This window comes from Microbulbifer maximicatervae (SeqCode), from assembly GCF_052467815.1.
This window is the reverse complement of record NZ_CP174326.1, coordinates 4,765,735-4,789,066: the sequence shown is the minus strand read 5'-3', so window position 1 is coordinate 4,789,066 and position 23,332 is coordinate 4,765,735. Positions and strand designations below refer to the sequence as shown.

General features: G+C 45.5%; 21 protein-coding genes, 2 tRNA genes and 1 pseudogene. 3 read left to right on the top strand and 21 right to left on the bottom strand.

The genetic code is table 11. The annotated features are described in order from the left end of the window. Positions 1-10: 10 nt before the first annotated feature. The 16 genes and pseudogenes from ACJJIW_RS20645 to ACJJIW_RS20570 all read right to left on the bottom strand — a co-directional run. Positions 11-313 (bottom strand): annotated as a pseudogene (locus ACJJIW_RS20645) (cytochrome c peroxidase); the annotation flags it as partial. Positions 314-793: 480 nt separating this feature from the next. After that, the gene (locus ACJJIW_RS20640; RefSeq protein WP_444936232.1) at positions 794-1,441 is read right to left on the bottom strand and encodes an MOSC domain-containing protein; all 648 of its coding nucleotides are present in this window, start codon (positions 1,439-1,441) and stop codon (positions 794-796) included. A 706-nt stretch (positions 1,442-2,147) separates the two neighbouring features. Next, a complete protein-coding gene (locus ACJJIW_RS20635) occupies positions 2,148-3,308 on the bottom strand; it encodes a patatin-like phospholipase family protein (protein WP_444936231.1) in 1,161 nt (386 codons plus the stop codon). Positions 3,309-3,917: 609 nt separating this feature from the next. Continuing rightward, a complete protein-coding gene (locus ACJJIW_RS20630; protein ID WP_444936230.1) occupies positions 3,918-4,460 on the bottom strand; it encodes a hypothetical protein in 543 nt (180 codons plus the stop codon). Next, a complete protein-coding gene (locus ACJJIW_RS20625; protein ID WP_282932121.1) occupies positions 4,460-4,774 on the bottom strand; it encodes a hypothetical protein in 315 nt (104 codons plus the stop codon). Before ACJJIW_RS20625 ends, ACJJIW_RS20630 begins: the two co-directional genes overlap by 1 nt. Positions 4,775-4,978: 204 nt before the next feature. After that, the gene (locus tag ACJJIW_RS20620; RefSeq protein WP_444937377.1) at positions 4,979-5,374 is read right to left on the bottom strand and encodes a right-handed parallel beta-helix repeat-containing protein; all 396 of its coding nucleotides are present in this window, start codon (positions 5,372-5,374) and stop codon (positions 4,979-4,981) included. Between the two features lie 211 nt (positions 5,375-5,585). Beyond that, complete coding sequence (locus tag ACJJIW_RS20615; RefSeq protein ID WP_444936229.1) at positions 5,586-5,840, bottom strand: hypothetical protein; 255 nt, start codon at positions 5,838-5,840, stop codon at positions 5,586-5,588. 107 nt (positions 5,841-5,947) lie between these two features. Next, positions 5,948-6,024: transfer RNA gene (locus ACJJIW_RS20610), tRNA-Arg, on the bottom strand. A 1,144-nt stretch (positions 6,025-7,168) separates the two neighbouring features. Further along, positions 7,169-7,245 (bottom strand) — tRNA-Arg (locus ACJJIW_RS20605). Positions 7,246-7,502: 257 nt separating this feature from the next. Beyond that, positions 7,503-8,114, bottom strand: a complete 612-nt coding sequence (locus ACJJIW_RS20600; protein ID WP_444936228.1) for an outer membrane beta-barrel protein — start codon at positions 8,112-8,114, stop codon at positions 7,503-7,505. Positions 8,115-8,361: 247 nt separating this feature from the next. Next, positions 8,362-8,850 (bottom strand): DUF1993 family protein, encoded by a 489-nt coding sequence (locus ACJJIW_RS20595; RefSeq protein WP_444936227.1) that lies wholly within the window; start codon positions 8,848-8,850, stop codon positions 8,362-8,364. 61 nt (positions 8,851-8,911) lie between these two features. Beyond that, a complete protein-coding gene (locus tag ACJJIW_RS20590) occupies positions 8,912-11,131 on the bottom strand; it encodes an ATP-dependent helicase (RefSeq protein ID WP_444936226.1) in 2,220 nt (739 codons plus the stop codon). Between the two features lie 66 nt (positions 11,132-11,197). Continuing rightward, on the bottom strand, positions 11,198-12,928 hold the full coding sequence (locus ACJJIW_RS20585; RefSeq protein WP_444936225.1) for a SulP family inorganic anion transporter: 1,731 nt from the start codon (positions 12,926-12,928) through the stop codon (positions 11,198-11,200). A 95-nt stretch (positions 12,929-13,023) separates the two neighbouring features. After that, positions 13,024-13,458: a DUF6691 family protein gene (locus ACJJIW_RS20580; RefSeq protein ID WP_444911150.1), complete on the bottom strand. Its 435-nt coding sequence runs from the start codon at positions 13,456-13,458 to the stop codon at positions 13,024-13,026. Continuing rightward, positions 13,458-13,901, bottom strand: a complete 444-nt coding sequence (locus ACJJIW_RS20575) for a YeeE/YedE family protein (protein WP_444936224.1) — start codon at positions 13,899-13,901, stop codon at positions 13,458-13,460. The genes ACJJIW_RS20580 and ACJJIW_RS20575 overlap by 1 nt, the downstream gene beginning before the upstream one ends. A 4-nt stretch (positions 13,902-13,905) precedes the next feature. After that, positions 13,906-14,220: an ArsR/SmtB family transcription factor gene (locus ACJJIW_RS20570; RefSeq protein WP_282932131.1), complete on the bottom strand. Its 315-nt coding sequence runs from the start codon at positions 14,218-14,220 to the stop codon at positions 13,906-13,908. A gap of 92 nt (positions 14,221-14,312) precedes the next feature. On the opposite strand from ACJJIW_RS20570, the gene ACJJIW_RS20565 reads away from it, so the two are divergent. From ACJJIW_RS20565 to ACJJIW_RS20555, 3 genes are all read left to right on the top strand, one after another. Then, entirely contained in the window at positions 14,313-15,191 is an 879-nt protein-coding gene (locus ACJJIW_RS20565) for an MBL fold metallo-hydrolase (RefSeq protein WP_444936223.1), read from the top strand. A 55-nt stretch (positions 15,192-15,246) separates the two neighbouring features. Further along, positions 15,247-15,660 carry a protein tyrosine phosphatase family protein gene (locus ACJJIW_RS20560; RefSeq protein WP_444936222.1) on the top strand — a complete coding sequence of 138 codons (414 nt, stop codon included), beginning with the start codon at positions 15,247-15,249 and terminating at the stop codon, positions 15,658-15,660. Between the two features lie 91 nt (positions 15,661-15,751). Next, a complete protein-coding gene (locus ACJJIW_RS20555; RefSeq protein ID WP_444936221.1) occupies positions 15,752-17,470 on the top strand; it encodes a SulP family inorganic anion transporter in 1,719 nt (572 codons plus the stop codon). Positions 17,471-17,504: 34 nt separating this feature from the next. Here ACJJIW_RS20555 and ACJJIW_RS20550 read toward each other — a convergent pair whose 3' ends face one another. The 5 genes from ACJJIW_RS20550 to ACJJIW_RS20530 all read right to left on the bottom strand — a co-directional run bounded on the left by ACJJIW_RS20550 (position 17,505) and on the right by ACJJIW_RS20530 (position 23,283). Beyond that, a complete protein-coding gene (locus ACJJIW_RS20550; RefSeq protein WP_444936220.1) occupies positions 17,505-18,791 on the bottom strand; it encodes a hypothetical protein in 1,287 nt (428 codons plus the stop codon). 77 nt (positions 18,792-18,868) lie between these two features. Beyond that, positions 18,869-19,378, bottom strand: a complete 510-nt coding sequence (locus ACJJIW_RS20545) for an ester cyclase (protein ID WP_282932136.1) — start codon at positions 19,376-19,378, stop codon at positions 18,869-18,871. A 188-nt stretch (positions 19,379-19,566) separates the two neighbouring features. Then, complete coding sequence (locus ACJJIW_RS20540; RefSeq protein WP_444936219.1) at positions 19,567-20,499, bottom strand: hypothetical protein; 933 nt, start codon at positions 20,497-20,499, stop codon at positions 19,567-19,569. Between the two features lie 354 nt (positions 20,500-20,853). Further along, the gene (locus ACJJIW_RS20535) at positions 20,854-21,807 is read right to left on the bottom strand and encodes a NosD domain-containing protein (protein ID WP_444936218.1); all 954 of its coding nucleotides are present in this window, start codon (positions 21,805-21,807) and stop codon (positions 20,854-20,856) included. Positions 21,808-22,305: 498 nt separating this feature from the next. Then, positions 22,306-23,283 carry a right-handed parallel beta-helix repeat-containing protein gene (locus tag ACJJIW_RS20530; RefSeq protein ID WP_444936217.1) on the bottom strand — a complete coding sequence of 326 codons (978 nt, stop codon included), beginning with the start codon at positions 23,281-23,283 and terminating at the stop codon, positions 22,306-22,308. Between the last annotated feature and the right edge of the window lie 49 nt (positions 23,284-23,332).

Here is a 23,332-nt window from a genome sequence, read left to right as displayed (position 1 = left end):
TGGACTGAGACTATATTTCCAGGCCAAGAGGTAAATCTGACCCGGCAGGACTGCTAAAGCCAGATTCTTCGTTGAGATCTATAGCAACACGTCCATCATGGAATAGATGCTGTACATTACCGCGTCCCAGGTTGAAAAGCCCTTGAGAGTTGCGTTCGACACGTTGGACTATAGCGTCATTGCTAATACCAGTATCGCGTAGATTCCCTAATCCCTGCCCACCTTCCCCCACCGGCAGGGAAAGAGTATCACCGGTATGAGTGGATGGGTGATGGCACGTTGCACATGAAATATTTCGATTTCCACTTAGCTCCTTATCAAAAAAAGCAACTTCCCTAGTTCAATTTGCTCCGCAGTCCCCATTTCAATTCCTCCTGGCTCTCCGGGTGGGGGAGGTGTGGGTTGGGCTTGACTATAAATACTAAATATCAATAGAAATATGAGTATCTTATATTTGATAAAGATTTCAATGCTCATCAACCTGTTCCTTGTTTGTTGCAGTCTGGGACCAAAGCACCAATGAATTACCCTTTATATATGACATGGGGTACTAGCTGAAACGTCTTTAAATGGAAGCGGTTGACAAGAAATTGAAATATTTAATATTACTTGGATTTTTATTGGTGATAAAAATTAAAACCAATATTTATTGCTGAAAAATAATCATTAATAAATTGAATAGTGAAGGGGGGATGTTGATGGTCAGATTCTTGCTTTAGTTAAATGCTTGTCTAAGCATCTGCTCTCCAGGGAGTATATTACCAAGTAGTGAGCATGATGGATTTATCAACCATCAGAGCTTGGATAGTCGTTTTGTAGCTTTTTCTTTCCACTCTTGGGATAACGGCTTTAGAGTACTTGCTATTTGGAGTACCTCCCTTGCATTAGAAAATTGCTTATCAAATAAAGCTCTGAACAATGATTGTACACTGACTGAGCCTGGAGCTTTAAATATCTTGTTAAATAGATCTCCGCTTTCAATATGGCCTTCCTCAATGACTCTAAAATATACCCCACAGTTAAAGCTGCTAGTGAGAATCTTGATTGCAAACCTATTTTCGAGGGCCATATTTAGCTTGAAGCAGGGTACTCTAGGTTGACTTACTTCTAGAATGCAGCTGCCAATGCGAAATTGCTCTCCAATATAGATCTCCTCTTCTTGGAGGCCGGCTATTGTTAAGTTCTCACCAAACAAGCCATATTTGAGTTCTTTTCTGCCTAACTGCTTCTTCCAAAAAGAGTGGTGATCAAAAGAAAATGCATATACTGCCATATCTTGACCGCCATGATTTTTCAAATCTGCCTGCTCATCTCCCTCAAGATTGCCTTTGCCTACAAAAACTTTACCCCGAACGGGATTTTTGAACATCCCTGTTGTGACGGTTTTACCCTTGTATTCAATGTCAACTTTCTTGGATGTATTGATAGAAAGGAGTTTCATGTTTTCTCATTTTTGGAGAGTTCTTTGTCAGGTCCATATTTTAACAAAATATATTATTGAAGCACAGCCTTCTAAGGTAAAAGAGTACTCATCTATTTATCGGTTGATACAATTTGCTTTACCTTTTCAACGTGTTAGAAAATATTGGGCGATAAGGTTAAACTCTTGCGTTTCTAGTGGGGGTAATCTTACATGATATTTCTATTTTATGTATTTCTGTTAATGTGTTGAAGATTTTTCGCGGTACCAACGCCAGCGATCTTCTTCGTATTCATAGCAAATGTTATCGCAATGCTCCTTCTTATCTACACACCAATCTTGATTTTCATTATTTTTAATGCAGTCGTAATAGCTATTTTTGCAGGTTTTTACACATCTGTTCCTCGCTTCTCGATCATGAAGCTCGCCAGCTCTAGCGTATGTATGGAAGTAAGGTGTTAGAATGATTATAGTCGCTAACAGATAAGCTCGTTTTGACATGATTAAAGTGTCGACCAAGTTAATTTTTTGAACGATAGTGTCATTGGCTTTGCTTCAGTGAGAAACCTTATATTTTTTTGAAATATTTATTTTTTATTGGTGAGGTGATTGTTAAGTTGTTTTCCAGTTTGGGGGCTCTCTGATTAAACTTATAGCGGCGACTCAAAGTACTTTGAGTCGCCGCTATAAGTTTCGGATAATTGTCCTTTGTTAGCCGGGTGAGCTTTTATCCATTGGCGGTGGCCAACTGGTCAATTACCTGCTGTATCGTTTCTCCATTGTTTTTGATGAGTCGATCTGAGTGAATTTTGAGAGAATCAATATTGTCGTAGTCGAATAGACCGACATGTGGCTCCGTCACCTCCACATTGAGATAGTTGTACTTAACTTTTACATTGTCAGAAAGAAGCTTGGCAATTTCCAGTGCATGGATCTGCTGCTCATCCATTGATCTCTGAACACTGGAGATGGCATCTCGCGTCCACTGTATTATGCCCCAGTTCTTTAATTCTTTATATTTAACTTTTGAACTAGTTAGTGGTGAGGTTCCAGAGCCAAGAATTAATATATAGTAGTTCTTGTGAGGGAACTCCTTGATAATGTCCAGAAGCGCTACACTTGCAGGGTTGTTAGCTGAAATACCTGCATCCGCAAAATATTTGTGATCTATCTCATTGCTATCAGCCATAAATCCGACGGGAGGGAATAACGAAACCCCACTAACAGCAGCCGTAACCAACTGATAAAGACTGTTGGTGGGAAGTGCGCTAGTATCTTCTCCCCGGTTTTTGAAGAGGTGAAGCTCACCGGTATTTACACTGAGAGAAGGAATAATCACATAGTTTTTCAGGTCGGTGAAATTCAGCTCGGGTGTATAGTGCTTCTCCAGTACCTTATGAAGGCGACGACCCAGATATTTGGGTGAGAAGAGGCCGGAGCCCGTTAAGAGTTTATGATACCAGGGGGTGGAGAATAAGTAGTTACTCTTTGCCTTGTACAAGTCAATGAGCAGGTCTGTTTTGGAATCAATGTCAGCATAATTTCTAGCCAGATGAGAAGATCGGACATTCAATCCGGTAACGATGACCGCTCCTGTTGACACACCACTGAATACATCAAAGAGCTCGTCAACTGGCTGTCCGAGAGCTTCCTCCAAATGCTTGATGACGTAGAGTGGAATAAGTCCACGAATACCACCGCCATCAACAACTAGTATATTAATCGTGTCTTTATCTCTTAAATGACTGCGTATCGTATTCTCATTGTCACCCACTGGTGAGTGATAAAATGTTGCGCTCGCTGTAAGGATATAGTTATACAGATAGGCGCAGACAGTAAAGATCACGATGATCACTGTACAGATAACAAGAATATAACCGAGTTCCATTTCCGCACCTATCAGGTATTGACGCTACATGGGTATAGACACTGAATCTTCGAGGTTGACCAATCAGAGGAGACTGGTTTTGTAAAGCGTGGAGTCGGTGAAAAATCTATGTGATATTAATTCTTATGGGTTTAGTGGTCCCTAGTTTTTTATTTTTATTGGGAGATTTTTGTGAGAAAAAGGTGCGCTTTTAAGGTTGGCGCGTCTTATTTTTAGTTTTCTGGTAATGATTATTTCGTATATCGATTTTTTCGAAATTATCGATATATTGAAGGTGGATGATTAGTTTTCCAAATTTATAAGATGACTATTTAGTTGTTTTCTGTAGATGAGGCGCTTGGTGAGGATTTGTCCTAATTTTGAGTAATGTAGATTCCAGGAATAGGGCGTACTTATGTATTAACTTATTGATTTTTGTTATCTTTTATTTGACTGCAGGTTCCGATTTTAGCTGATTTTTACATCATAAAGCTTTGATCCTGAGGGAGGTCTTTCCTATCTGGTCGGCCTCAATTTAATTGATATGAGAGGTTCATATGTATACATTTTGGTATCTGTGCCTCTCAGTACGCTAATGTGTGAATCTTTCAGGCTGAGCTAGTGGCGGCTTCAGCAGGGGGAGGAGTGCTTTTTAAAAGTGGTGAGCAAGGATTTAGCTTCCTTAAGATTAAGCAAATGCTCTCTAAAGGAATTGGCTCCAGCATTTACTCCCAGAGAAATCAGTTTCATTATTACGGTGAAAGCTAACTCGGATTTTAGGTAGGGTGTAAATGCGAGGAATGCATTAAATATTGATTGATGAACTCTGTTTAGTAGTTCTTGTATCTCGGGATTATTGGTTGATATTTTTTCTGCCTTTTTTTCAAAGGCTTTTAGTTGGTTGACATACTCTGAAAACAACCTGAGATTGAACACTACTGTTTTATGTTCTTTATAGCCGGCAATGATAGTGCTAAGTGCATCATTGGTCTTTCTTAGGGCAATATAATCAGTTCTTGATAGGTCAGTATACGAGTTAGAGAGGTAGTTGATCGTATCTCTCCGTAACTGACAAAACTCAAATAAGTGCTGATCATGTTTCTTCACCTCCAGAAGTTGGTACATTTTGGCGAAAATGAAAGCTAGAGCAATTGCGGGCAATAGATAGAGCACTACTCAAACTCCTTTTCATTAACTGGCTTTCTAGGCGCGGCTTTTCTGGTCGGGGGCGAATAAGAGAAGGCATTATCCATCAGCTTTAAAAACCTATCCCTATATTCTTTATTATCTGCTGCAAGTCGGTCAATTTCAACTTGGCGGTCCTTTAGGCGACCACTGTACATCCAGAAAAGCAGGTAATGTGCAAAGATGAAAAATATGACAAAGAGGCCATTCTTTAGCCCCATATTTTGAACAAACTGGAGTATATCTTTGAGGATATCAGTCATGTAGTCCCTTACTTCTGATTTTGACAGCTCCTCATGCATTTTTAACTATTGAGACTCTTGATTCAACTTGGTTTAACCTTGAACAGCAATTTTGGTACTTGTGTCTTGTTTGCTGTTGTTTAAATCCTGGGAATGGCCTTAGTGAGATCGGGGGGGGGGGTGCTCGACTGCAGGGCAAGCCGCTCCTCTGTTGGGCTGTTAGTCTAAGTATGAGGGGGCTGAAATGGTAAACTGGTTTCCACTTCAAAGATTTCCCTTATTGCAGTCTGGGTTAAAGGGGGCTACAGGGCCAAATTGTTGGGTGCTGTTTAGGGTATTTCCAGTAATTTGGTTATTCAAGCTGTTCGAATTGGTGACGATAATGCCGCCATTGCTCGATAGTGTCGAAATCCCATTATTGGATATAGTGTTGCCTGCAATCGAATTGCTTGAGTCGCCACTCAGGTTAATACCCAACTGGCCATTTTCTGTCACACTGTTACTTACTATGTCGTTGAAATAGTCGTTTATCGGAAGTCCGGCCTCGCCGTTATTCTCAATGATGTTGTTAGATATAAATTTTAAGTCACTGCCAATCTCGAAGCCATCTTGGCTAAACCTAGAGGCGGTATTAACGGACATATTGTTGTAGTCCCCCAGGATCTCAATGCTACCAGAGGTGGATCAGGCAGCAGGACCCGTGATATCGACGTTAGTAATGATATCGCCTTTGCCAAAAAGCAAAATGGTATTTCTTGGAGCGCTATTTATTCCAATATTAGAGGTGGAGTGGAGGCCTGAGTTGGAGGTGGTGGCTCCACTTGTGCAGTTGGTAGGCCGTCGCCGGGAATTGCTGCGGTGCTCTGGAGCTTTATTGTGTAGAAATCCGTCTGTGTTGAGTCCTGCGGTGCACAGTTAAGCTCAAACCCTGCCATATTTGGGCTGCCTGTTGGGCCTGTAATGGTGATACAGGGTTGGTGGCACTTAACTCACGGTTAAGGTCCCGAGGTTGAGCGGTGGGCTCAGATACTGTGTCACCGTACTTAACAGCGAGTACTGCGGTAAAGGCTATGGCCAGCAAGCCTGGTTGCTCGAGCATGTCCAGATTGGTGATGTCCATATCCATAGTGTTACCCCTGAAAACCTCTCCTTGTTTTCGTAGCCCTGCGATTTGGGTTGAGGTTGCCGCAATAAAAAAGGGGCTTACGTCAAAAAACGTAAGCCCCTTGAAAGTGGCGCGCTCGGGAGGATTCGAACCTCCGACCGCCTGGTTCGTAGCCAGGTACTCTATCCAGCTGAGCTACGAGCGCGTCGAGGAGGCGCACAATATAGATAGGCAGGCGCAGAGTCAAGCATTTTCTTCGGCTATTGGATTATTTTTGATGTTTGGCGACATTAAGGGCTGGCAATATGTTGGCAGGGGTTGTTTTGATCGAGGTAACGCTATCTGAGTTGATAGTGAGGGAGGCTTGGCTAGGTGCTGGCTGTCGCAGGGCATTTGCTTGACCTTGTCGCAATCTCTCCCGGTTGAAACTCGCTGAAGAGCGATGGTTTACGATTTGGTTGGTGGGGCGACTATTAGGATTTTATTTCAAATCGAAGCAAAAGCGTTATTTGTAACATTCTGGTTGAATGTGGTGATGCATATTTTGACTGACCATCCGGATAGCGGAGCATTACCGTAGGGCTTGAATTTAGAGGTTGATAAAAATCAAATTTGATGCGCTTATCTTTCAATAATTTAATAAGAGACTTACTGGCTTATCAAAAGTGTTACAAATTTTATGGCGATTTTGTGGCGGGTATTTTTTAGGGTGCTATTGTTGGAGTTTTTTAAATTGAGCTGCGTAGTTATTGGGAATTGAAAAAGAGATCGAGTTGGGCGAGGTTTGTAGCTCCGTCCAATTGCCTGGAAAGGCCGCTATTAATATCACTGGATGATATTCCCCGTGTTGCCACTACCAAATTACACAATATTGATTGCCTCGTAGGCTCCATCTTGAAAGGTTGCTGTTGTATTGGATACGCCAGTCTGAGCGTAGAGGCAAAATTTCTACTCCCAATGAGCTGGTGAAATAATTCATTTAGCTTGCCAGGTTGTGTAGTAAGGGATTGAGTTGATGATCCTCCAAATGAAAATACGAGATTAAGCACACCGTCTTGAAGAACTTCAGCTGGAAAGTCGCTGGCGGAAGGGGGTGCGTGGCTTGACCTCAGCTTGCTCAGTCACTTCTCTCACGGAAGCCCTATGGGTAACCCCTTGCAGCCATCCTTGTTGCAATATCTTGGCTGGGTCAATCGGTGTAGGGAAAGTATTGCTGATATAGGGTGGGGATGCTATGGGGAGGGGGAGTGTCAAATCAGCAGGGATGAGGTTTAGGTTTCTTGTGGATTGAGAGAGGCGTGAGTAGGTATAAAAAAAGCCCGGACCTTTCGGTGCGGGCTTTTCGTGTGTGGCGCGCTCGGGAGGATTCGAACCTCCGACCGCCTGGTTCGTAGCCAGGTACTCTATCCAGCTGAGCTACGAGCGCGTTACGGGTGCGGATATTATAGATGCCCCTGGCACAAGTCAACCTAAAGAATAAAAAAATCCTTAAAAATCATTGTGTTGGCTAAAGATTGGACATTTAGGGTATATAGTATACGTCGCGGATAGCCCCTGCCAGGGTTGCACTTTGGAAGCTTCTTGACCAAGTAGTCGCTATTCCTGGGTGGGTAGTGTTGTCAATGTTAGGGGAGGTTAGGAGCACCGTAAATCTGTGCTCCTTAAGGATTCTTCAACGATTGGTTAGAAGCGAACTTCCAGTGACAGAGAGGCCCCGCTTATTCTCACGATGTCATTATCGATTCTTGTCCACTGCAGCCTGCTTGAAAAGCTGTCGGTAAAGTTGTAGGTCGCTCCAATACCGTAGGTCAGATCGAAACTATTATCCTTGGATTCATCAATAGGGCTTAAGGGGCCATCGTGTAGCCAACTTGATTTTGGCCTATATACACTGTCGACCCTAGTGTATGAAATGCCTAGTAGGGCGTTCAAAGTAAGGCTTTCCAATACGGGGTACTGAACAACAGAATTTATCTGAATGTTGTCGGCATTAATAGTCTCATCATCAGTAATATATGTGACACTGGTTGCGTAAGTGCTGTAGGTCTCGTTAAAGTGATTGTACTCGGCCTCCACAGAAAAATACTTATGGAATTGGTAGCCGACATATATCTCGGTCGAGCGAGCATGATCCGTAAATTGCTCACCTGCTTGATAATAATCTGGGAGGTCTTTTTGACCATCAAAAGCATAGTTGCCAGTGCCTATTCCTAAATAAAATGGTTTTTCTACAGCCATAGAGAAGCTGGAGATTGTCAAAGCCGGGAGTAGTAGAAACCATCTAGAAATTTTCATGCCCGTTACCTCTATTCCTTTAAAAGGTGATGTTACTATTTAGCTGAAGCGCGTTTATATTTTTTTTGATGGATGTGGTCAAGTTTTTTGGAGGATTTAAAGGGTTTGAAAATAAAATATTTTGGTACCATCGTAAGATTAAGGTTTAATCTTTGTTGCTCTTTATGCCGGGGTGGCTAGTGGCTGATATAGAATTTGAAGCCAAAACTGTGAATGAAAAACTGGGGCTGGATATCTAGGAAGGCTTTTAAATAAAAGTAAATCCAGTCGGATAACTGTGGAACCCATCAAAATCGCCTTTGCTAAGGGGTACACCGCAGTGGCGTGCAATTGCATAAACCATGCTCATGTGGAATAGGAAGTTTGGAATTATATATTGATGGATATATTGTGGCTGTGGGAGATCCACTGTTGTGAAACCCGCTTTATCATTGATTCTTCTACTACTGTCCAGATCGGTTACTTCGGGTAAAGAATCTAAATAATTTAGTGTTTTCTGGATGGTTCTCAGAATAATTTCCTTTGTATTCCCATCTTCTTCAAATGTCACAATTTTCTGGTCAACGAGTGGGCAATATCCGCGAAGAGAAAAATTGGCTGCAATTTTTGCATTCTCGGCTAAGCTGAACATGTCATGTGCCAGCTGCTTGTGAAATATTTCCTGCGGAATTTTAGTCACAATTGAAAGTAGTTGGGAAAGATAATTATGAAGGAGGCTCTTGATAGATATTTGCATTAGGTAACCTGATAATAGCGAATGAATAATTTTTTTGTGGTACACACGTTCTTGGATATTGCTACATCAGATATTGTGACAAAGTCTCCCAATTAAATCGTCGAGCTTTTCCATCGCTAAATAAAACCTCGATACGCTTGTCCTCCCATCCTAAAACCCTTCCATAGCCAAGTTTTCGATGCCGCAGTCCCTCTCCTGGTTCGGGTTTTCGCATGGGTGCCCGGGGTGCACTGATAGTGGGGTTGTAATCGCAAGCTTCTAAATAGTGGAGCGCTTGGCGTGAAACCGGCACATCAGTGTCGATTTTTTCTGGACGCTCCTTTAAGGAGTCTGCCATCAATTTACTTAAAGGAAGCTGCATTTCATTAATAAATAATGAAGGCTGCGAAGCCTCTGGATCATTCTTTTTGGAGTCTTCTGCAGGGGCCAATAAGAAGAGTTTTGACTTGGCTCGGGTCATCGCCACATACATTAAGCGGCGTTCGCTCTCCAGTGACGCGGGTGTGCTGAAGTCCCGTTGGGGCTGATAGGGCATATTGTGCTGGGTGAGGGTGGGGATAATTACTTGTTCCCACTCCAAACCTTTAGCTTGGTGCATAGTCGTTATTTGTATAGCATCCGCTTCAGTTTGTTCACCCTCCCGGTGTTGGCGTTGAAGCTCTTGTAAATGTGCCAGGGCTTCAGCGGGCGGCTGCTTCAGTGTGTCCAGGTATTTGCAGAAAGCAAGGATGGTTTGCTGCCTCTCCTCCCCTTGTTGGCGGGTGAAGGCGTCGTCAGCGATTCCGCTGAGAAGTTCCAGTTCACCGATATGGCGACGTAGTAGCTCTCCAGCGTGACCGCGCCAGCTCTCAATCTGGGTAAGCAGGTCTGCCCGTTGGCGCAAGCGTTTGGTCTGGGGCTTACTCAGGTTTTCAGGTAGCAGGGCAATCAGCTTCTTGCCCCAGCCTTTGTCCAGCGCTGCCAGAGAGGAACAGATGGGCTCCAGGACTTTGCGCGGAATACGCACATGGGGAGAGGTCAGCCATTCGTAAAGTCCCTGCTGGCGACGCTTGGGTGGAAGTTCGGCGAATCGACCGGAGGCAATATTTAAACTCCAAAATAAGGGGCGCAGCTCCCGGCGCGAAAGGACGGTGTTGCGGCTTGCTGAACGGTAGGGAATATTATTGGCCAGCAGTGCCAGTTCAATAGGAGCGGCGATAGACCACAGCCGCACCAATACGGCGACATCCCTGAGTGGTTGATCTTGCTTTTGACATCGGCGCAGGTGCTCTACAAGCCAGCGCCCCTCCTTATCGGTTTTTACCAACTCGATTTCTGTTTGCTGATCTTCATTGGCTGAAACACAGAATATATCGGCGCGATCACGATTGTTCTCAATAAAGTGGTTGGCGGCCAAGGATAGCTGGTGGCCGTAACGGAAAGTGCGGCTCAGGTGATAAATATTCGAAGGGGGAAAATCCCCATCGAAAAATGTGAGCAGGAAATCCGGTTTGGAGCCTCGCCATTCGTAAATTGTTTGGTCTGGGTCGCCAATCGCAATGACGTTGCCAGATTTTCCGTAGAGAACTCGCAGTAAAAAGTGCTGTATCTCATTGATATCCTGGTATTCGTCCACCAGGATATCTTCGTAATAGCTGCCGTACTCCTCGGCCATTTCCTCATCCATGCTGAGCAGCATGGCTGGGTCATAAATCAGATCGGCGTAGGTAACCGCATTTTGGCTGCGGCGCCAAGCTTCAAAAGTGCGAAACACCTGCAGAAAATACATGTATTCATCGCCGAGTTTCAGTTCCTGAAATGCGCTGAGATCTCCCGACAAAATCGTTTTGGTGTAGTCGATAAAAAATTCAGCGGCCTCAATCTCAGATTGCTTCCGTGCTCTAATCTCTTCGAGTTCGTGAGTGGGCGCGCACTCTTCAATGGCCTTCCAGATTTGTAATTGGATTGTGGATTGGGGGAGGGGGGATAGGTTGGCAGCAGCGATATGGTCATTGGCGATCATGCGTTGGTATAAACGATATCCAACACTGTGAAAGGTATGTACCGCTGGTATCGAGCCTTCAGCCAGCTGCCGTAAGCGGCGGTCGAAGTCCTCCCGAGCACTGCGGTTGTACATTAATACCAGCAGTCGTTCGGGGGCGATACCTGCATCAAGGCGGTTCTTTATGTAGTGCAACAGAGCAGTAGTTTTGCCGGAGCCGGCAACGGCAATGATCTTGGCGTGACCACCGGCGTGATCTGCAATTGCCTGTTGTTCAGAGGTAAGGTTATTTCCGCCCATCGCGCTCTTTGCTCAAATACTGGATATTTTGCCAGTGTTTGATGCTGTCTTACAAGTCGCACAACCTTATTCGGATGGTTTGTCGCTATCGGAGATTTGATGATGGCGCAGGGCAAGCTCAGCGATGTAGGGAGAGAGGAACACGCGGCCGCTCAATTCCTGCAGTAACTTGGAGTGGCCCAGGCGATCCAGTACAGCCCCTTTTACCTCAGCCAGATGCAGCTGGATATTCCGACTCTGTAGATCCCGGTTTACTTGTAACAGGCGCTCTATCGCTGTGCTGTCGATCCGGTTAACAGACGATAAGATCAGCACCATATGGCGGGTATTGCGATGCCGCTTTATCTCTATAAACAAACGTTCCTCGATCGCATTGATGTTGCTAAAGAACAGGTTCTCATCAATACGCAGGAACAAAATTTCAGAGTCGGTTTTCACTGTATAGCGAAGCACATTGCGGAATTGCTCGGTACCCGGTACACGCCCCACGACAGCGATATGTGGCCGGCTGGCTCGCCAGATCAATGTGGCGAATGAGAGCCCGACGCCCAGGGCAATCCCGGTCTCCACGCCAAAAAACACTACCCCGAGAAATGTGCCGGCCATAGCCAGTCCATCGGTGCGATCGTAGCGCCAGTGGTGGGCCATACCCTGGAAGTTGATCAGGTTTGCGGCTGCAACAATGATGGTGGCAGCTAGCACGCAGATTGGCAGTTCGGTAAAGACTTTGGTGGCATACATAAGTAGCAGGGCGATTAGCACTGCGGCTATCACGCCGCTGAGAGGGGTTTTTGCCCCGCTCTCATCGTTAACGGCTGTCCGTGCAAAGCTGCCGGTTACTGCAAACCCTCCCGAAAATGCGCTGAGTAGGTTGGAGGCGCCCAGCCCCCGCAGTTCCGCATTAGTGTTGAGCTTCTCGCCGCGCCGCTGGGCGATAGAATGAGCAATAGATAAGCTCTCGACAAAACCGAGCAGGGCAATAATCAGGGCGGGCAAAAGCAGTTTGTAAATCAGCCCCGGGTTAATAGAGGGGATACTTAGGTGCGGTAGGCCAGCGGGAATAACTCCCACAACGGGTAATTCCTTCTCCCAGTGAAAAATAGCGGTAAGCACAATGGCAATCACCACGATAAGCATGGGCGCCAACCGCGAAAGCAATTTGGATCGTGCCGGGCCGACCCCGATTTTCCTGAGCAGGAAGGGCAAACCTAGACGGGCGGCAATTAAGCTGGCCAGTGCAATGAGCCCCAGCAGGGCCGCTTCCCGATCGGTTTCGGGCAGGTGGTTAAAGGTGCTGATCAATATCTCGAGAACCGTATCGCCATTGCTTGATATTCCCAGTAAAGGGGCAATCTGCCCGGCAATAATCAATAAGGCGGCGCCGGAGACAAAACCGTCAACAACCGGAAGACTCAAGAGGTTGGCGAGGCTGCCGAGGCCAAGAAACCCCATTAATAGCAGGATTGCTCCACTCAAGAGCGCTAATAATATGGCTCCGGAAATGTACTCGGGACTTCCCGGTGAGGCTATGGGGGTGAGAGCTGAAGCGGTCATCAGGGCGAGCACGGCCACCGGGCCGACGGACAGCACTGAGCTGGAGCCAAACAGTGCGTATCCTACTAATGGGAGCAGCCCAGCGTAGAGCCCTAGATAAGGGGGCAAGCCGGCAAGTGCGGCATAGGCGAGGGCCTGTGGGATCAGCATCATGCTGGCCAGTAGGGCGGCAACACTATCTCCCACCAGCCACTTGGGCTGGTAGCGTCGAAGCCATGGAGGGATTAGGTGGAGTAGCCGCATCCTTACACTTGTTTCCGCTCTCTTCCTGCCGCAATTGTGTGGACTGCTCAAACAAGATAGACGGCGGCTGCCTCACCGTAGTGCTTGGGCGCAAGTTACTCCACTGCGGCAGTGCGCTTGATTCCGAAGAGTTGGAATATCCCCATACCCGTGAGCATGGCGAGCATAAAAATTACCGCTTTAAGTTGTCCTGCCCCAGTAGCGACAATCGCCGGTCCGGGGCAAAACCCCGCCAGTCCCCAGCCGGCGCCAAATAGAAGGCTGCCCAATACCAATCGGCGATCAACCTGGTTACTTGCCGGCAGGTGAAGCGGTTGCTTCCAGATAGACTGTCCCCGCCGTCTGATGAAATGGAATAGTGGCAGGCCCACGGCGATAGCGCCAAACATCACCAGTCCCAGAGAGGGGTCCCAGGCGCCGGCTAAATCTAGGAAGCCCAGAACTTTCTCTGGGTTGGCCATACCGGAGAGCAATAACCCCAGGCCGAAAGTGAGCCCGGCCAAAAGTGCGCTGATATTGGTTTTCATCATCATTGCCCCAGCTGGCCGATCAGGGGGTGTCGCATTAGAAATACGGTTGCGAAGCCCGCGGCCATAAATATCAGGGTGGCGGTTAGCGAGCGAGTGGAGAGTCGGGACAAGCCGCAAACACCATGGCCACTGGTACAACCGGAAGCCATCCGCGTGCCCAGGCCCACCAGTAATCCCGCTGCAATTAAGGTGGGATAACCTGCCTGGATATCAATGTCGGGCACTGTTGCAAAGATTTTCCAGGCAAGAGGGCTTATCAATAGCCCCCCGATAAAGGCCAGGCGCCACAGGGAGCCCTGGATTTGGTCAAGCAGTCCGCCAATGATGCCGGAGATACCTGCGATACGACCGTTAAAGGCGAGTAAAGCGGCACTGGCGAGGCCAATCAGCAGCCCCCCGGCGAGTGCAGTGCCCGGGGTGAAAGCGGTCCAATCGATGGTCATGGGATTACTCCGCACAGTAGAGCTGGTAAAGGGTTTGCAGCAGGGCGAGTACTCGCGGGTCTGCAACCCGGTAGAAGACGTTTTTTCCCTCGCGGCGTGTTTCGACCAGGCCTTCGCGACGGAGGACCCCCAGTTGTTGGGACAGGCTTGGTTGATGAATACCCAGGCGCTCTTCCAATTCGCCTACATTTAACTCTTCCTGGCTGAGCTGACATAGAAGTAGCAAGCGGTCCTGATTGGCCAGGGAGCGCAGCATCGCTGCCGCCTGGCCAGCGGAATCGCGCATTTTGTTGAGATCGAGATGTTCAGTATCAGGCATAGTAACCAAATCAATTTACACAATTACAATATATTGTTTTATATAATATCACATTGTATATTGTTGGTGTAGTGAATACGGGAGAGCAGAAGATGGCTCATGAAGAACACTGTGCCCGGGTACAGCCGTTCCTGGATCGGGATACAGAAACCTGGAGCTATGTGGTGTACGACAGGGAAGGGGGTTCCGCCGCTATTGTGGACTCTGTGCTGAATTTTGATTCAGCCTCGGGTCGCACCAGTAGCCGAGGTGCTGAGGAGCTGGTGTCATTTATTCAAGAGAAAGACCTGACTCTGGAGTGGATACTGGAGACTCATGCCCATGCTGACCACTTATCAGCGGCACCGTTTTTACGCCAGCAATTGGGTGGGCGTATCGGGATCGGTGAACACATTTGCCAGGTGCAGAAAATCTTCCGCGATGTATTTAACCTTGAGCGGGAATTCCTGGCAGATGGTAGTCAGTTTGATCATCTCTTTAAGGATGGTGAAACTTTCCAGGTCGGTAAGCTGACAGCGAAAGTGATTTACAGTCCCGGCCACACCCCTGCAGATATGGCCTGGCTAATCGGCGATGCGCTTTTTGTTGGCGATACCTTATTTATGCCGGATGTTGGCAGTGCGCGATGTGACTTTCCCGGTGGCGATGCGTCAGAGCTGTATCGCTCAGTGCGTAAGATCTTGTCCTTTCCCGATCAAACTCGCATGTTTATGTGTCACGACTACCCGCCTAAAGGTAAGCGGGGGTATCAGTGTGAGACCAGCGTGGGAGAGCAACGCAGGGAGAATATTCATTTGCGCGATGGGGTTGCCGAGGAAGATTTTGTCGCGGTGCGCCGCAAGCGCGATGCCACTTTATCTGTGCCGCGGCTGATAGTACCGTCTGTGCAGGTGAATATTCGTGCGGGGCAAATGCCCCCGGCAGAATCGAATGGCATGGTTTATTTGAAAGTGCCGCTTAATCAGCTTTAGACGAAATTACTGATCGATATATTTATTCAGTTGAATGCATAGAACTGAGGTGACAATGAATATTAAACAATTAGATGAACAGGTGAGCGTTTCTGAGCATATAGCCTGTGAAAGCATGGTGCCATTGGCTCAGAGTGGGGTGCAAGTTGTAGTATGCAATTGCCCGGAAGGTGAGAGTGAGACTCACCCTTCCTATGTGGAAATGGAGCAGGCCGCATTAGCGGTGGGCATTAAATTTGTGGCTATACCTTTTACTCGCGGACGTATGATGCGAAATCACTGCGAGGCATTTCGTGATGTTTTGCAGGAAGGAGACAAAGTGCACGCGTTTTGCCGGACGGGAAATCGTTCCAGCCAGGTATGGGCCGGTGCCAAGATCCTGATGGGGGCAGATAAAAAGCAGCTCAATTTCCAGGCCCAGGCCGCAGGATTTGATATTGGCGCTGTGCTGATATCGATTGAACCCTAGCTCTAAAGTGCAGCACTTTCGGTGCTGCAATTCAAACCCTTCTTTTAAGGCGATAGAACTCAGGCCGTAAGGCCAGAGCGGAAAACAGATCATGGCGATGCAGCATCTCACCAGATGGTTTCCCATTCTGGCTACTATTCAATTCTATAATCGACAGTTACTGATTCAGGATTTACTGGCGGCTCTTGTTGTCACCGTGCTTCTGATCCCGCAATCGCTTGCTTATGCTCTGCTGGCCGGGCTGCCAGCTGAAGTAGGGCTCTACGCAAGTATGGTTCCGCTGGTGATCTATGGCGTTTTTGGTAGCAGCAGAACCCTATCTGTAGGGCCTGTAGCAGTAATCTCCTTGATGAGTGCGGCTGCCTTGGGTGAGGTAACAGCCAGTGGTCAGGTAGATTATCTCACCGCTGCTGCCGTGTTGACGTTGCTGTCAGGCGTGATACTTGCGGTGCTAGGGATATTTAGGTTGGGCTTTCTGGCTGATTTTCTATCCCTCCCGGTAATTTCAGGATTTATAACTGCGTCTGCCTTATTAATTGCACTTAGCCAGGTTGCTCAATTGTTGGGCGTGTCAGCAAATGGAGACACACTACTGGAGTTGCTACCGAACTTGGCCGAGAATTTGGCTAACTATAATCAACTGACTTTGTTGGTCGGACTGGGGGTGGTGCTATTTCTATATCTAACAAAAGCTTGTGCTGTGCAGCTTTTACAGAAGCTAGGGGTAGCATCTAGAACTGCCGATCTTTTAACTAAAGCAGCTCCTGCGGTGTCTGTATTGGTGACTATTTACGTCTCATATACTTTTGACTTCCAAGCTTGGGGAGTAGCACTAATTGGTAGTGTGCCGTCAGGCCTCCCCTCATTTACCAGACCGAACCTTTCTCTTTCCCTTCTTGAATCTCTAGCGGTGCCTGCGCTAATGATTGCCATTATTGGCTATGTTGAATCCGTATCCGTGGCCAAGACTTTAGCTACAAGGCGCCGGCAGAGAATTGATGCGAATCAAGAATTGGTAGCTTTAGGGTTAGCAAATGTGGGGGCGGGTTTCTCTGGTGGGTTTCCAGTTAGTGGTGGCTTTTCTCGGTCTGTAGTTAATGATGCAGCTGGAGCGCAGACACAGTTTGCCAGCCTATTTACCGCCTTTGGTATTGGTTGTACGGCCCTTTTTCTTACTTTACCGCTATATTTTCTTCCAAAGGTAACTCTTGCGGCCACAATTATTTTTTCCGTCTTAGCATTGGTAGATGTTTCTATTCTTCGAAAGACTTGGCATTTCTCTAAAGCAGACTTTATGTCTGTGTCATTAACAATTGCAGTTACTCTGCTCCTGGGTGTGGAGGTTGGCGTGGTCTGTGGAGTGGGGGCATCACTCCTTTTATTCATTTATCGTGCGTCGAGACCTCATATTGCTGAAGTAGGCTTGGTGGAAGGCACTGAACACTTTCGCAACATTGATCGTTATACTGTGACGACTGTTCCAGAGGTGCTCACCTTCAGGGTTGATGGCCGATTGATGTTCTCCAATATTAGAATCCTGGAAGAACGTATTTATTCTAGTGTGGAGCAGAGAAAAGCAATCAAGCATGTGATATTAATGTGTAGTGCAGTTAATGAGATTGACTGGAGTGCCCTGGAAGTGTTACAGGCGATCAATGTTAATCTGACGGATAAAGGTATAACTCTTCATTTGTCTGAAGTTAAAGGTCCGGTTAAAGATAGGTTGGAGGCAAGTCACTTTTTAAGTAAGTTGTCGGGGCGGGTGTTTTTGAGTCAATATCAGGCGTTTTTATTTGCATCCTCGAGCTAAATCTGCGGCTAAGTTTTGTGAAAGGTTGATGGGCTTATTTGCTGGAAATAAGGTTGTTGAGAATACGCATGTACTCATCAACAAATAAGTCAATACTATGCCTGCTAATCAATGGTTCACAATAGCCAAAAACGAAAACAGCGTTGCGATAGGTGGTGTAGGTAACGGCCATAAGAGGATTTATACCGTTGGTTAGGGTAATCATAGGTTTTTGTATCTCGAAATACTGCATTTCATCCGCCAATAAGCGCATGCTACCCACATTGGAAACGATAATTCCTGCAGGAAAAGACTTTTGCTGATTCGTTATTACTGATGCCATACGGGTGATATCATCCATTTTATAGTCTGAGCTTAGATTTTTTGTCATCGGACTTTGCTTGAGGAGCACTGAAAAAATCTGTTCTTGAAGCTTCCTGGCCACGTCAATAACATCGGCAGACTCAATATTTTTTGGTAAGTCTAAGCTGGTGGTCTCTGAAAATGCTCCAATGTGACCTATAGGAATGCTTGGCGAGCATAATCCTCTGGCATCCATAGCTAGGATAACTTCTGTTAGGTTTTTGTCGACAGGTATAGCTCTTGCTGCAATCGATGCAATGGCACAATAAATTGCTGTGATTTTAATTCCCTTGTCTTTGCCCCACCTGGCTAGTTTGTGAATTTTCTCTGGGGGCATCAGGTATGAGACGGCGCAAGCTCTACGTTCTTTTGGTGCAGCCTGTTTCTCTACTGGCCAGCAAAAACCCCTCATATTCTTGTGCTCAATTTCTTTTTCTCCAAAGTAGCCAGCTGATTTAAGTTGGCTCGCAATACTCTTTTGCAACGCTAGTGATTTAGTTTCCTCTGGATCTATGCTTGAGCGTAGAAATTTGTCCAAATCTGAAAATATGGTCATTACTGATCTGCCATCAAATGCCGCATGATTATTGATGACTGAAATCCACTTTACGAACCCTTCTTTATCAAGATATAGCTTAAGGCTATATACATATTTCTCACTATCCAGACAGTTTGTGCCATGGTTTTTAAACTCATCCTCTAAGTTGAGAGCACCACTAACCTGGCATGTCTTTAATGGGATATCATTGAAGTCAACATCGCAAACCCAGTGAAGTTTTTCCCCTCTTTGGATGCGGGCACGTAGAAGGGGATGGCGCTGGTGCAGGTATTCTAATCCCTTACGTAAAATGTCAACACTTAACGGTTTGCAAACCTTTATGAAAGAAACAAATTGCAAGCCACCGTAGGAAAGCCGTGTCATCTCAATAAACAAAGCCTCTTGGGGGCCAAGTTCTCGAGATGGAGCTTCTGAACTCATAAGAGATACCGGTCAATAATATCGATAGATTTGGTCTGAACTAATCCATATTAAGGATTCCCTTTTTTCGTGATAGATTATTCCAGTGCGCCAAGCTGTTTCAGGAATCCATATTTGTCCCAAGTGACCCAGGCTTCGACTATTTTTCCATTCTGGATCTTGCTAAATTCTACCGCATCCCAAGTGATAGTTTTCTTTGTTGGATTTTCCCCCATAAATGAACCGACATGTTTGGCTCTGATTGTAATATGAGTTGCTACTAAATCTCCTTCCGCAACTTGCCTGTTGTTGATTGCTTTGACATCTTTGAATGCTGTATGGAACTTTGCTGCTTCTTCTTCAAGCTGTTTGAGGTTACGTTTCTGTGGGCCTGCACTATCCGATGTTGAAGAGTCCAGGTTGTTTATATAGTCAGGAGAAAAGACTTTATTGGGGTCAACTTTACTTCCACTCAGCCAGATATCAACAGCCTGCATGGCAAGCTTTTTATTTTCCTGTAAGTTGTTTGATTGTGCGAGAGCGGGCGGGGTCAGGTAAAAAAGGTAGCAAAATGCAAAGAGTAGAGAGTAAAAAGTTGGTTTGTTCACAGGTGAACCTCATTCTATTGAAGTGAGTTAGCAGGAGCCATTGCCTTCAACTTATTTGTTGGTGGCATGGTGGATGTATATGTGAGCGTGTCATCTGATATTTTGGATATATATCGACTCAGTATAGTTTGGGTTTTATAAAGTCCGGGATGCTGCCCACAAGTGGGCAGCATTGTGCAGGTGATTCGCTACTGTAAAATCACACCTATATTTGCGTTCCCGGTTTGATTGGCAATAGCGGATTGCGCATCGCCAATTTGTGTTGTTGTCTGGGCGTTACCCACACCATTTTGGTAAGTTTGAGCGGAAGAACCAATACCTGTTGCCGTAATATTGGCAAAGTTGGAAGTCCCAAGCTGCTCGGTCAGTGCGTAGTGATCAGAACCCGTCTGGCTATGAATGGCCACATTGTTGTCGCCAATTTGCCAGAGGTTGCTCTCGTGATCATCGTTGGTTTGAATCACATTAAGGGTATTGGTAGTACCGTCCTGATATGAGGAGGAGTAGTTGGAGTCTCCATTGACTTGATTGTGGGTCGCCAGGTTGGAGTCGCCGAGCTGATCTACATAGACTTCACTATTTGACGTCAGTGTTTGGGTAACAAATGCGGTTTGGTTTACCCCAGCTTGAGTCACCACAATAACATCATCGGTACTATTGGTTTGAGTTAAGGTTGCACTGTGGCCATCCCCATCTTGGGTAATGGACATGGTGCTACCGTCAACAAATGACTGGAGAGTGAAGACGTATTGATTGTTGTCTCCCTGATTGATTTCGATATAGGCGCCTACAGAGTTATCCTGATAGGACTCGGCTGTATTCATATCGCCAGTTTGATTATGAATAATCGTGCCACCATCACTGTTAGCGGATTGCTCCGCATAGCTGGTGTTGTTATCACCGATCTGAGTTTGATCGATGGTATTGTTTGTGGCGGTTGGATCACTTTGATCAGCTGTTGCAGTGTTCCCAAGACCTTCTTGGTAAACCGTTGCAGTATTGGTGTCGGCGATAGCGCCCTGGCTAATGATTGCCAGGGCAATACTGGCGGCTAGAGGTGCAATATTCTTCATCATAAACTCCTTTAGTGATGAGACTGTACGACCAATGTCGTTTTCCATTGCATTTTCAAGGTTGAGGTCGTATCAATCACCGTTCACTAGCCTAATCGTCGGAACTTGGCCGACAATCTGGCACGTACTCCTTGTGAATGGGGTTGATACAAGTATGAGTTTGATAGATGGCCTAGATAGGCGCTATGAGAGGTAAGTGCTGATTTAGTGGGACATTAGTTTAATGGGAGGTTTTACTTATTTTTGTTAAAAAACTGATAAATAAATAGTGATGCTGGTGATAAAGGCGTAGCATTCCAATTCAATGTAAATCCTAAAGTTGCGTTGGTAATTATGTAAGAAGACGATATGGAGCTTTATTATCGTCTTCAAACTAAACCTTCGATTGAGTAATCTTTTCGCTTAATTCAGGCATGAAGGGTCGCTGGTAACAAAAGTATTACCTAACCAAGTATTGGCGGTGCAGCTTGGATCATCGGGGGAGTAAAGGTCAAAAATCCCATTGTTTAGCGATGAGTTAGATAAAATGTTATTGCCACTAGCATTTGCATCCTCAATAGATATTCCATAATCCGTATTATCGCTAACGCTATTTATAGTGACTGTATTGCTATCTGCATTATCAATTGCGATGCCGGTTAGACTGTTTGTTACTACATTTTGAGATATAAGGTTTGAATCTGATTCAAATGTTAATATGCCTTCACCTGCACTCTGATCGATAATGTTTGATGTAACTATGTTGGAGCTGCCAGGGGGTTCAATAGATATACCAACACCAGAGCCATTAGTGTCAGAGGTGTTGGTGATTATATTGCCAGAAACACTATTTGAAGACCCCTCTATTTGCACGCCAACGTTATCCATACCATCAACAGTATTTCCGAAAACCTGGTTGAAATCATTGTCTTCAATTCGTATACCAAAGTTAGAGTCGGGGACGTTCGACTGTATCTGAACACCGGAGATAAAGTTGTGATCGCTTATAACAAATAATGCAGTAGAGGTAGGGTTAACAATATCAACGTCTACAACCTGGTGGGAGCCGTCTCCTGTTAATATAATGCTATTATTACAGTTTTCGACAGTCCCTGAGGATATTCTCGCAAAAAAACCACCAAGAACTATACCATTATTTGCTGTGAGAGGACATGTAACGGTAAAGCCATTCATATTAAGGCTGCCTGATGGACCCACAATGCTGAATGCAACATTTGTAGTGCAATTTAAATCTTCAGTTAGCGTCTCCGCTGTAGTGATACTGCCTCCACAGGTAACGGCATAGCTATTAATAGAGGTTGATATTGCGGCGGTTGTTAAAAGGATGTAACAAAGGGCTATTGTTAGTTTTTTCATAGGGTTTGTACCATGTCAGTAATTATTGCGGATACCTTAGATAGGCAGTTTTTTAGTCTGGGTGAATTTCGTGAGGATATATCAGTGTTCCCCCTGCAATATTTAGTTGTTTTAATGATTTTTAATAATACTTAATTTAAATGATAGAGGAGGGCTTAAGGGCTATTTCTAATATGAATCTATTATTACGCCTTTAAGTGGGCTGTTTGTCTGTTTTAGAGCGCTATTTATTGTTGGGGTTTCTTAGGTGTAGACAGACAGGATGGCTGAAGGTTTTATCTCTTGACATGCAAAGCGGTTCACACTTCGCGTTGCGACTTCTTGGAAGGTCTAGACATCCCTACGCAACAACGCCTTGATTGTGAACCGCTCTGTATGCCAGAGGCATCACGGAGCTATTCAGAGGCTCCCTGGTTATTTATGCTATTTGTTAGCCAGCGATATACTACTCAGCTATTGCTTGTAAATTAGGGAGTGTGAATGTAATCGAGTGAATATTTAGTCCAGACAGTTGGGATCGTTGGTTGTAGAGATGTTGCCAATCCAGTTGTTCGAAGATGTGCAGTTCGGATCATCAGGGGAGTAAAGGTCGAATATACCATTGTCATTGGCTGTATTAGATAAAATGTTATTGAATTCTGCGCTAGTTCCCTCGATCACTATGCCATAGTCAATGTTATTGTCAGCTTCATTGCTGCTTACTGTATTGCTGTCACTGTTATTGATTCTGATTCCAGTGGTGCTGTTCGATATACTGTTTTGGGATATGAGATTTGAATCTGAACTTACAGATATTCCCACATCTCCATCGCCATTGAGAGTGTTGAGTATTCTCGCTTTACTGTCACTGATTATAGTGTTAAGTAGGATTAAGTTGCTCCCTCCATCAGAATCAAGAGCTATGCCAAAATCACCAGGGTTAAGAATTTCATTTCCGGTGACTGTATTGCTTCGCCCCTCTATATATATTCCTGAAAATCCCGGGAACTCTAGAAAATTTCCAGTGATCTGATTGAGGCTTGCGGGATTAGCTGTTTCTATGCCTATTGCATATTGCGTACCATTAAAAGGTATCACGATGCCGGTAACAAAATTACTGTTACTTTCAATACGTACGCCGACGCCGACAAGATTGTTAATCTCAATATCACTGACAAAATGAACACCATCTTCCGTAAGTGCTATTGAGTCATTGCAATTGTCTATTACGCCGTTAAACAGGCTTGCAGCTAGGCCTGTTAGATAGATGCCCTCATGTAATGGTTCTATACAGGTAACAGTAAACCCATTTAAGTTCAGCCCGCCACCGGGGCCGTCAATTGTGAGGGCTGGATTGGTTTCGCAGGAGAGGTCTTCTGTGAGGGATTCCTGGGTAGTAATCGTGTCACCACAGCTCACAGCAAAACTGTTTGAGGCTAAAGGTAATCCAAAGGTTGGTAGCAGGGTTAAAAATAGCGTTAGGCTTGGCTTCTTCATGGGGGGGCTCCCAAGATAATGAGTCTATTATCTACTCTAAAGTTTTCTT

What these genes read in the sequence shown, in the direction of transcription:
- ACJJIW_RS20640 (WP_444936232.1), bottom strand. Translation starts at nt 1,441, where the DNA reads ATGAAACTCCTTTCTATCAATACATCCAAGAAAGTTGACATTGAATAC.
- ACJJIW_RS20635 (WP_444936231.1), bottom strand. Translation starts at nt 3,308, where the DNA reads ATGGAACTCGGTTATATTCTTGTTATCTGTACAGTGATCATCGTGATC.
- ACJJIW_RS20625 (WP_282932121.1), bottom strand. Translation starts at nt 4,774, where the DNA reads ATGCATGAGGAGCTGTCAAAATCAGAAGTAAGGGACTACATGACTGAT.
- ACJJIW_RS20615 (WP_444936229.1), bottom strand. Translation starts at nt 5,840, where the DNA reads ATGGATATGGACATCACCAATCTGGACATGCTCGAGCAACCAGGCTTG.
- ACJJIW_RS20600 (WP_444936228.1), bottom strand. Translation starts at nt 8,114, where the DNA reads ATGAAAATTTCTAGATGGTTTCTACTACTCCCGGCTTTGACAATCTCC.
- ACJJIW_RS20595 (WP_444936227.1), bottom strand. Translation starts at nt 8,850, where the DNA reads ATGCAAATATCTATCAAGAGCCTCCTTCATAATTATCTTTCCCAACTA.
- ACJJIW_RS20590 (WP_444936226.1), bottom strand. Translation starts at nt 11,131, where the DNA reads ATGGGCGGAAATAACCTTACCTCTGAACAACAGGCAATTGCAGATCAC.
- ACJJIW_RS20585 (WP_444936225.1), bottom strand. Translation starts at nt 12,928, where the DNA reads ATGCGGCTACTCCACCTAATCCCTCCATGGCTTCGACGCTACCAGCCC.
- ACJJIW_RS20580 (WP_444911150.1), bottom strand. Translation starts at nt 13,458, where the DNA reads ATGATGAAAACCAATATCAGCGCACTTTTGGCCGGGCTCACTTTCGGC.
- ACJJIW_RS20575 (WP_444936224.1), bottom strand. Translation starts at nt 13,901, where the DNA reads ATGACCATCGATTGGACCGCTTTCACCCCGGGCACTGCACTCGCCGGG.
- ACJJIW_RS20570 (WP_282932131.1), bottom strand. Translation starts at nt 14,220, where the DNA reads ATGCCTGATACTGAACATCTCGATCTCAACAAAATGCGCGATTCCGCT.
- ACJJIW_RS20565 (WP_444936223.1), top strand. Translation starts at nt 14,313, where the DNA reads ATGGCTCATGAAGAACACTGTGCCCGGGTACAGCCGTTCCTGGATCGG.
- ACJJIW_RS20560 (WP_444936222.1), top strand. Translation starts at nt 15,247, where the DNA reads ATGAATATTAAACAATTAGATGAACAGGTGAGCGTTTCTGAGCATATA.
- ACJJIW_RS20555 (WP_444936221.1), top strand. Translation starts at nt 15,752, where the DNA reads ATGGCGATGCAGCATCTCACCAGATGGTTTCCCATTCTGGCTACTATT.
- ACJJIW_RS20550 (WP_444936220.1), bottom strand. Translation starts at nt 18,791, where the DNA reads ATGAGTTCAGAAGCTCCATCTCGAGAACTTGGCCCCCAAGAGGCTTTG.
- ACJJIW_RS20540 (WP_444936219.1), bottom strand. Translation starts at nt 20,499, where the DNA reads ATGGAAAACGACATTGGTCGTACAGTCTCATCACTAAAGGAGTTTATG.
- ACJJIW_RS20535 (WP_444936218.1), bottom strand. Translation starts at nt 21,807, where the DNA reads ATGAAAAAACTAACAATAGCCCTTTGTTACATCCTTTTAACAACCGCC.
- ACJJIW_RS20530 (WP_444936217.1), bottom strand. Translation starts at nt 23,283, where the DNA reads ATGAAGAAGCCAAGCCTAACGCTATTTTTAACCCTGCTACCAACCTTT.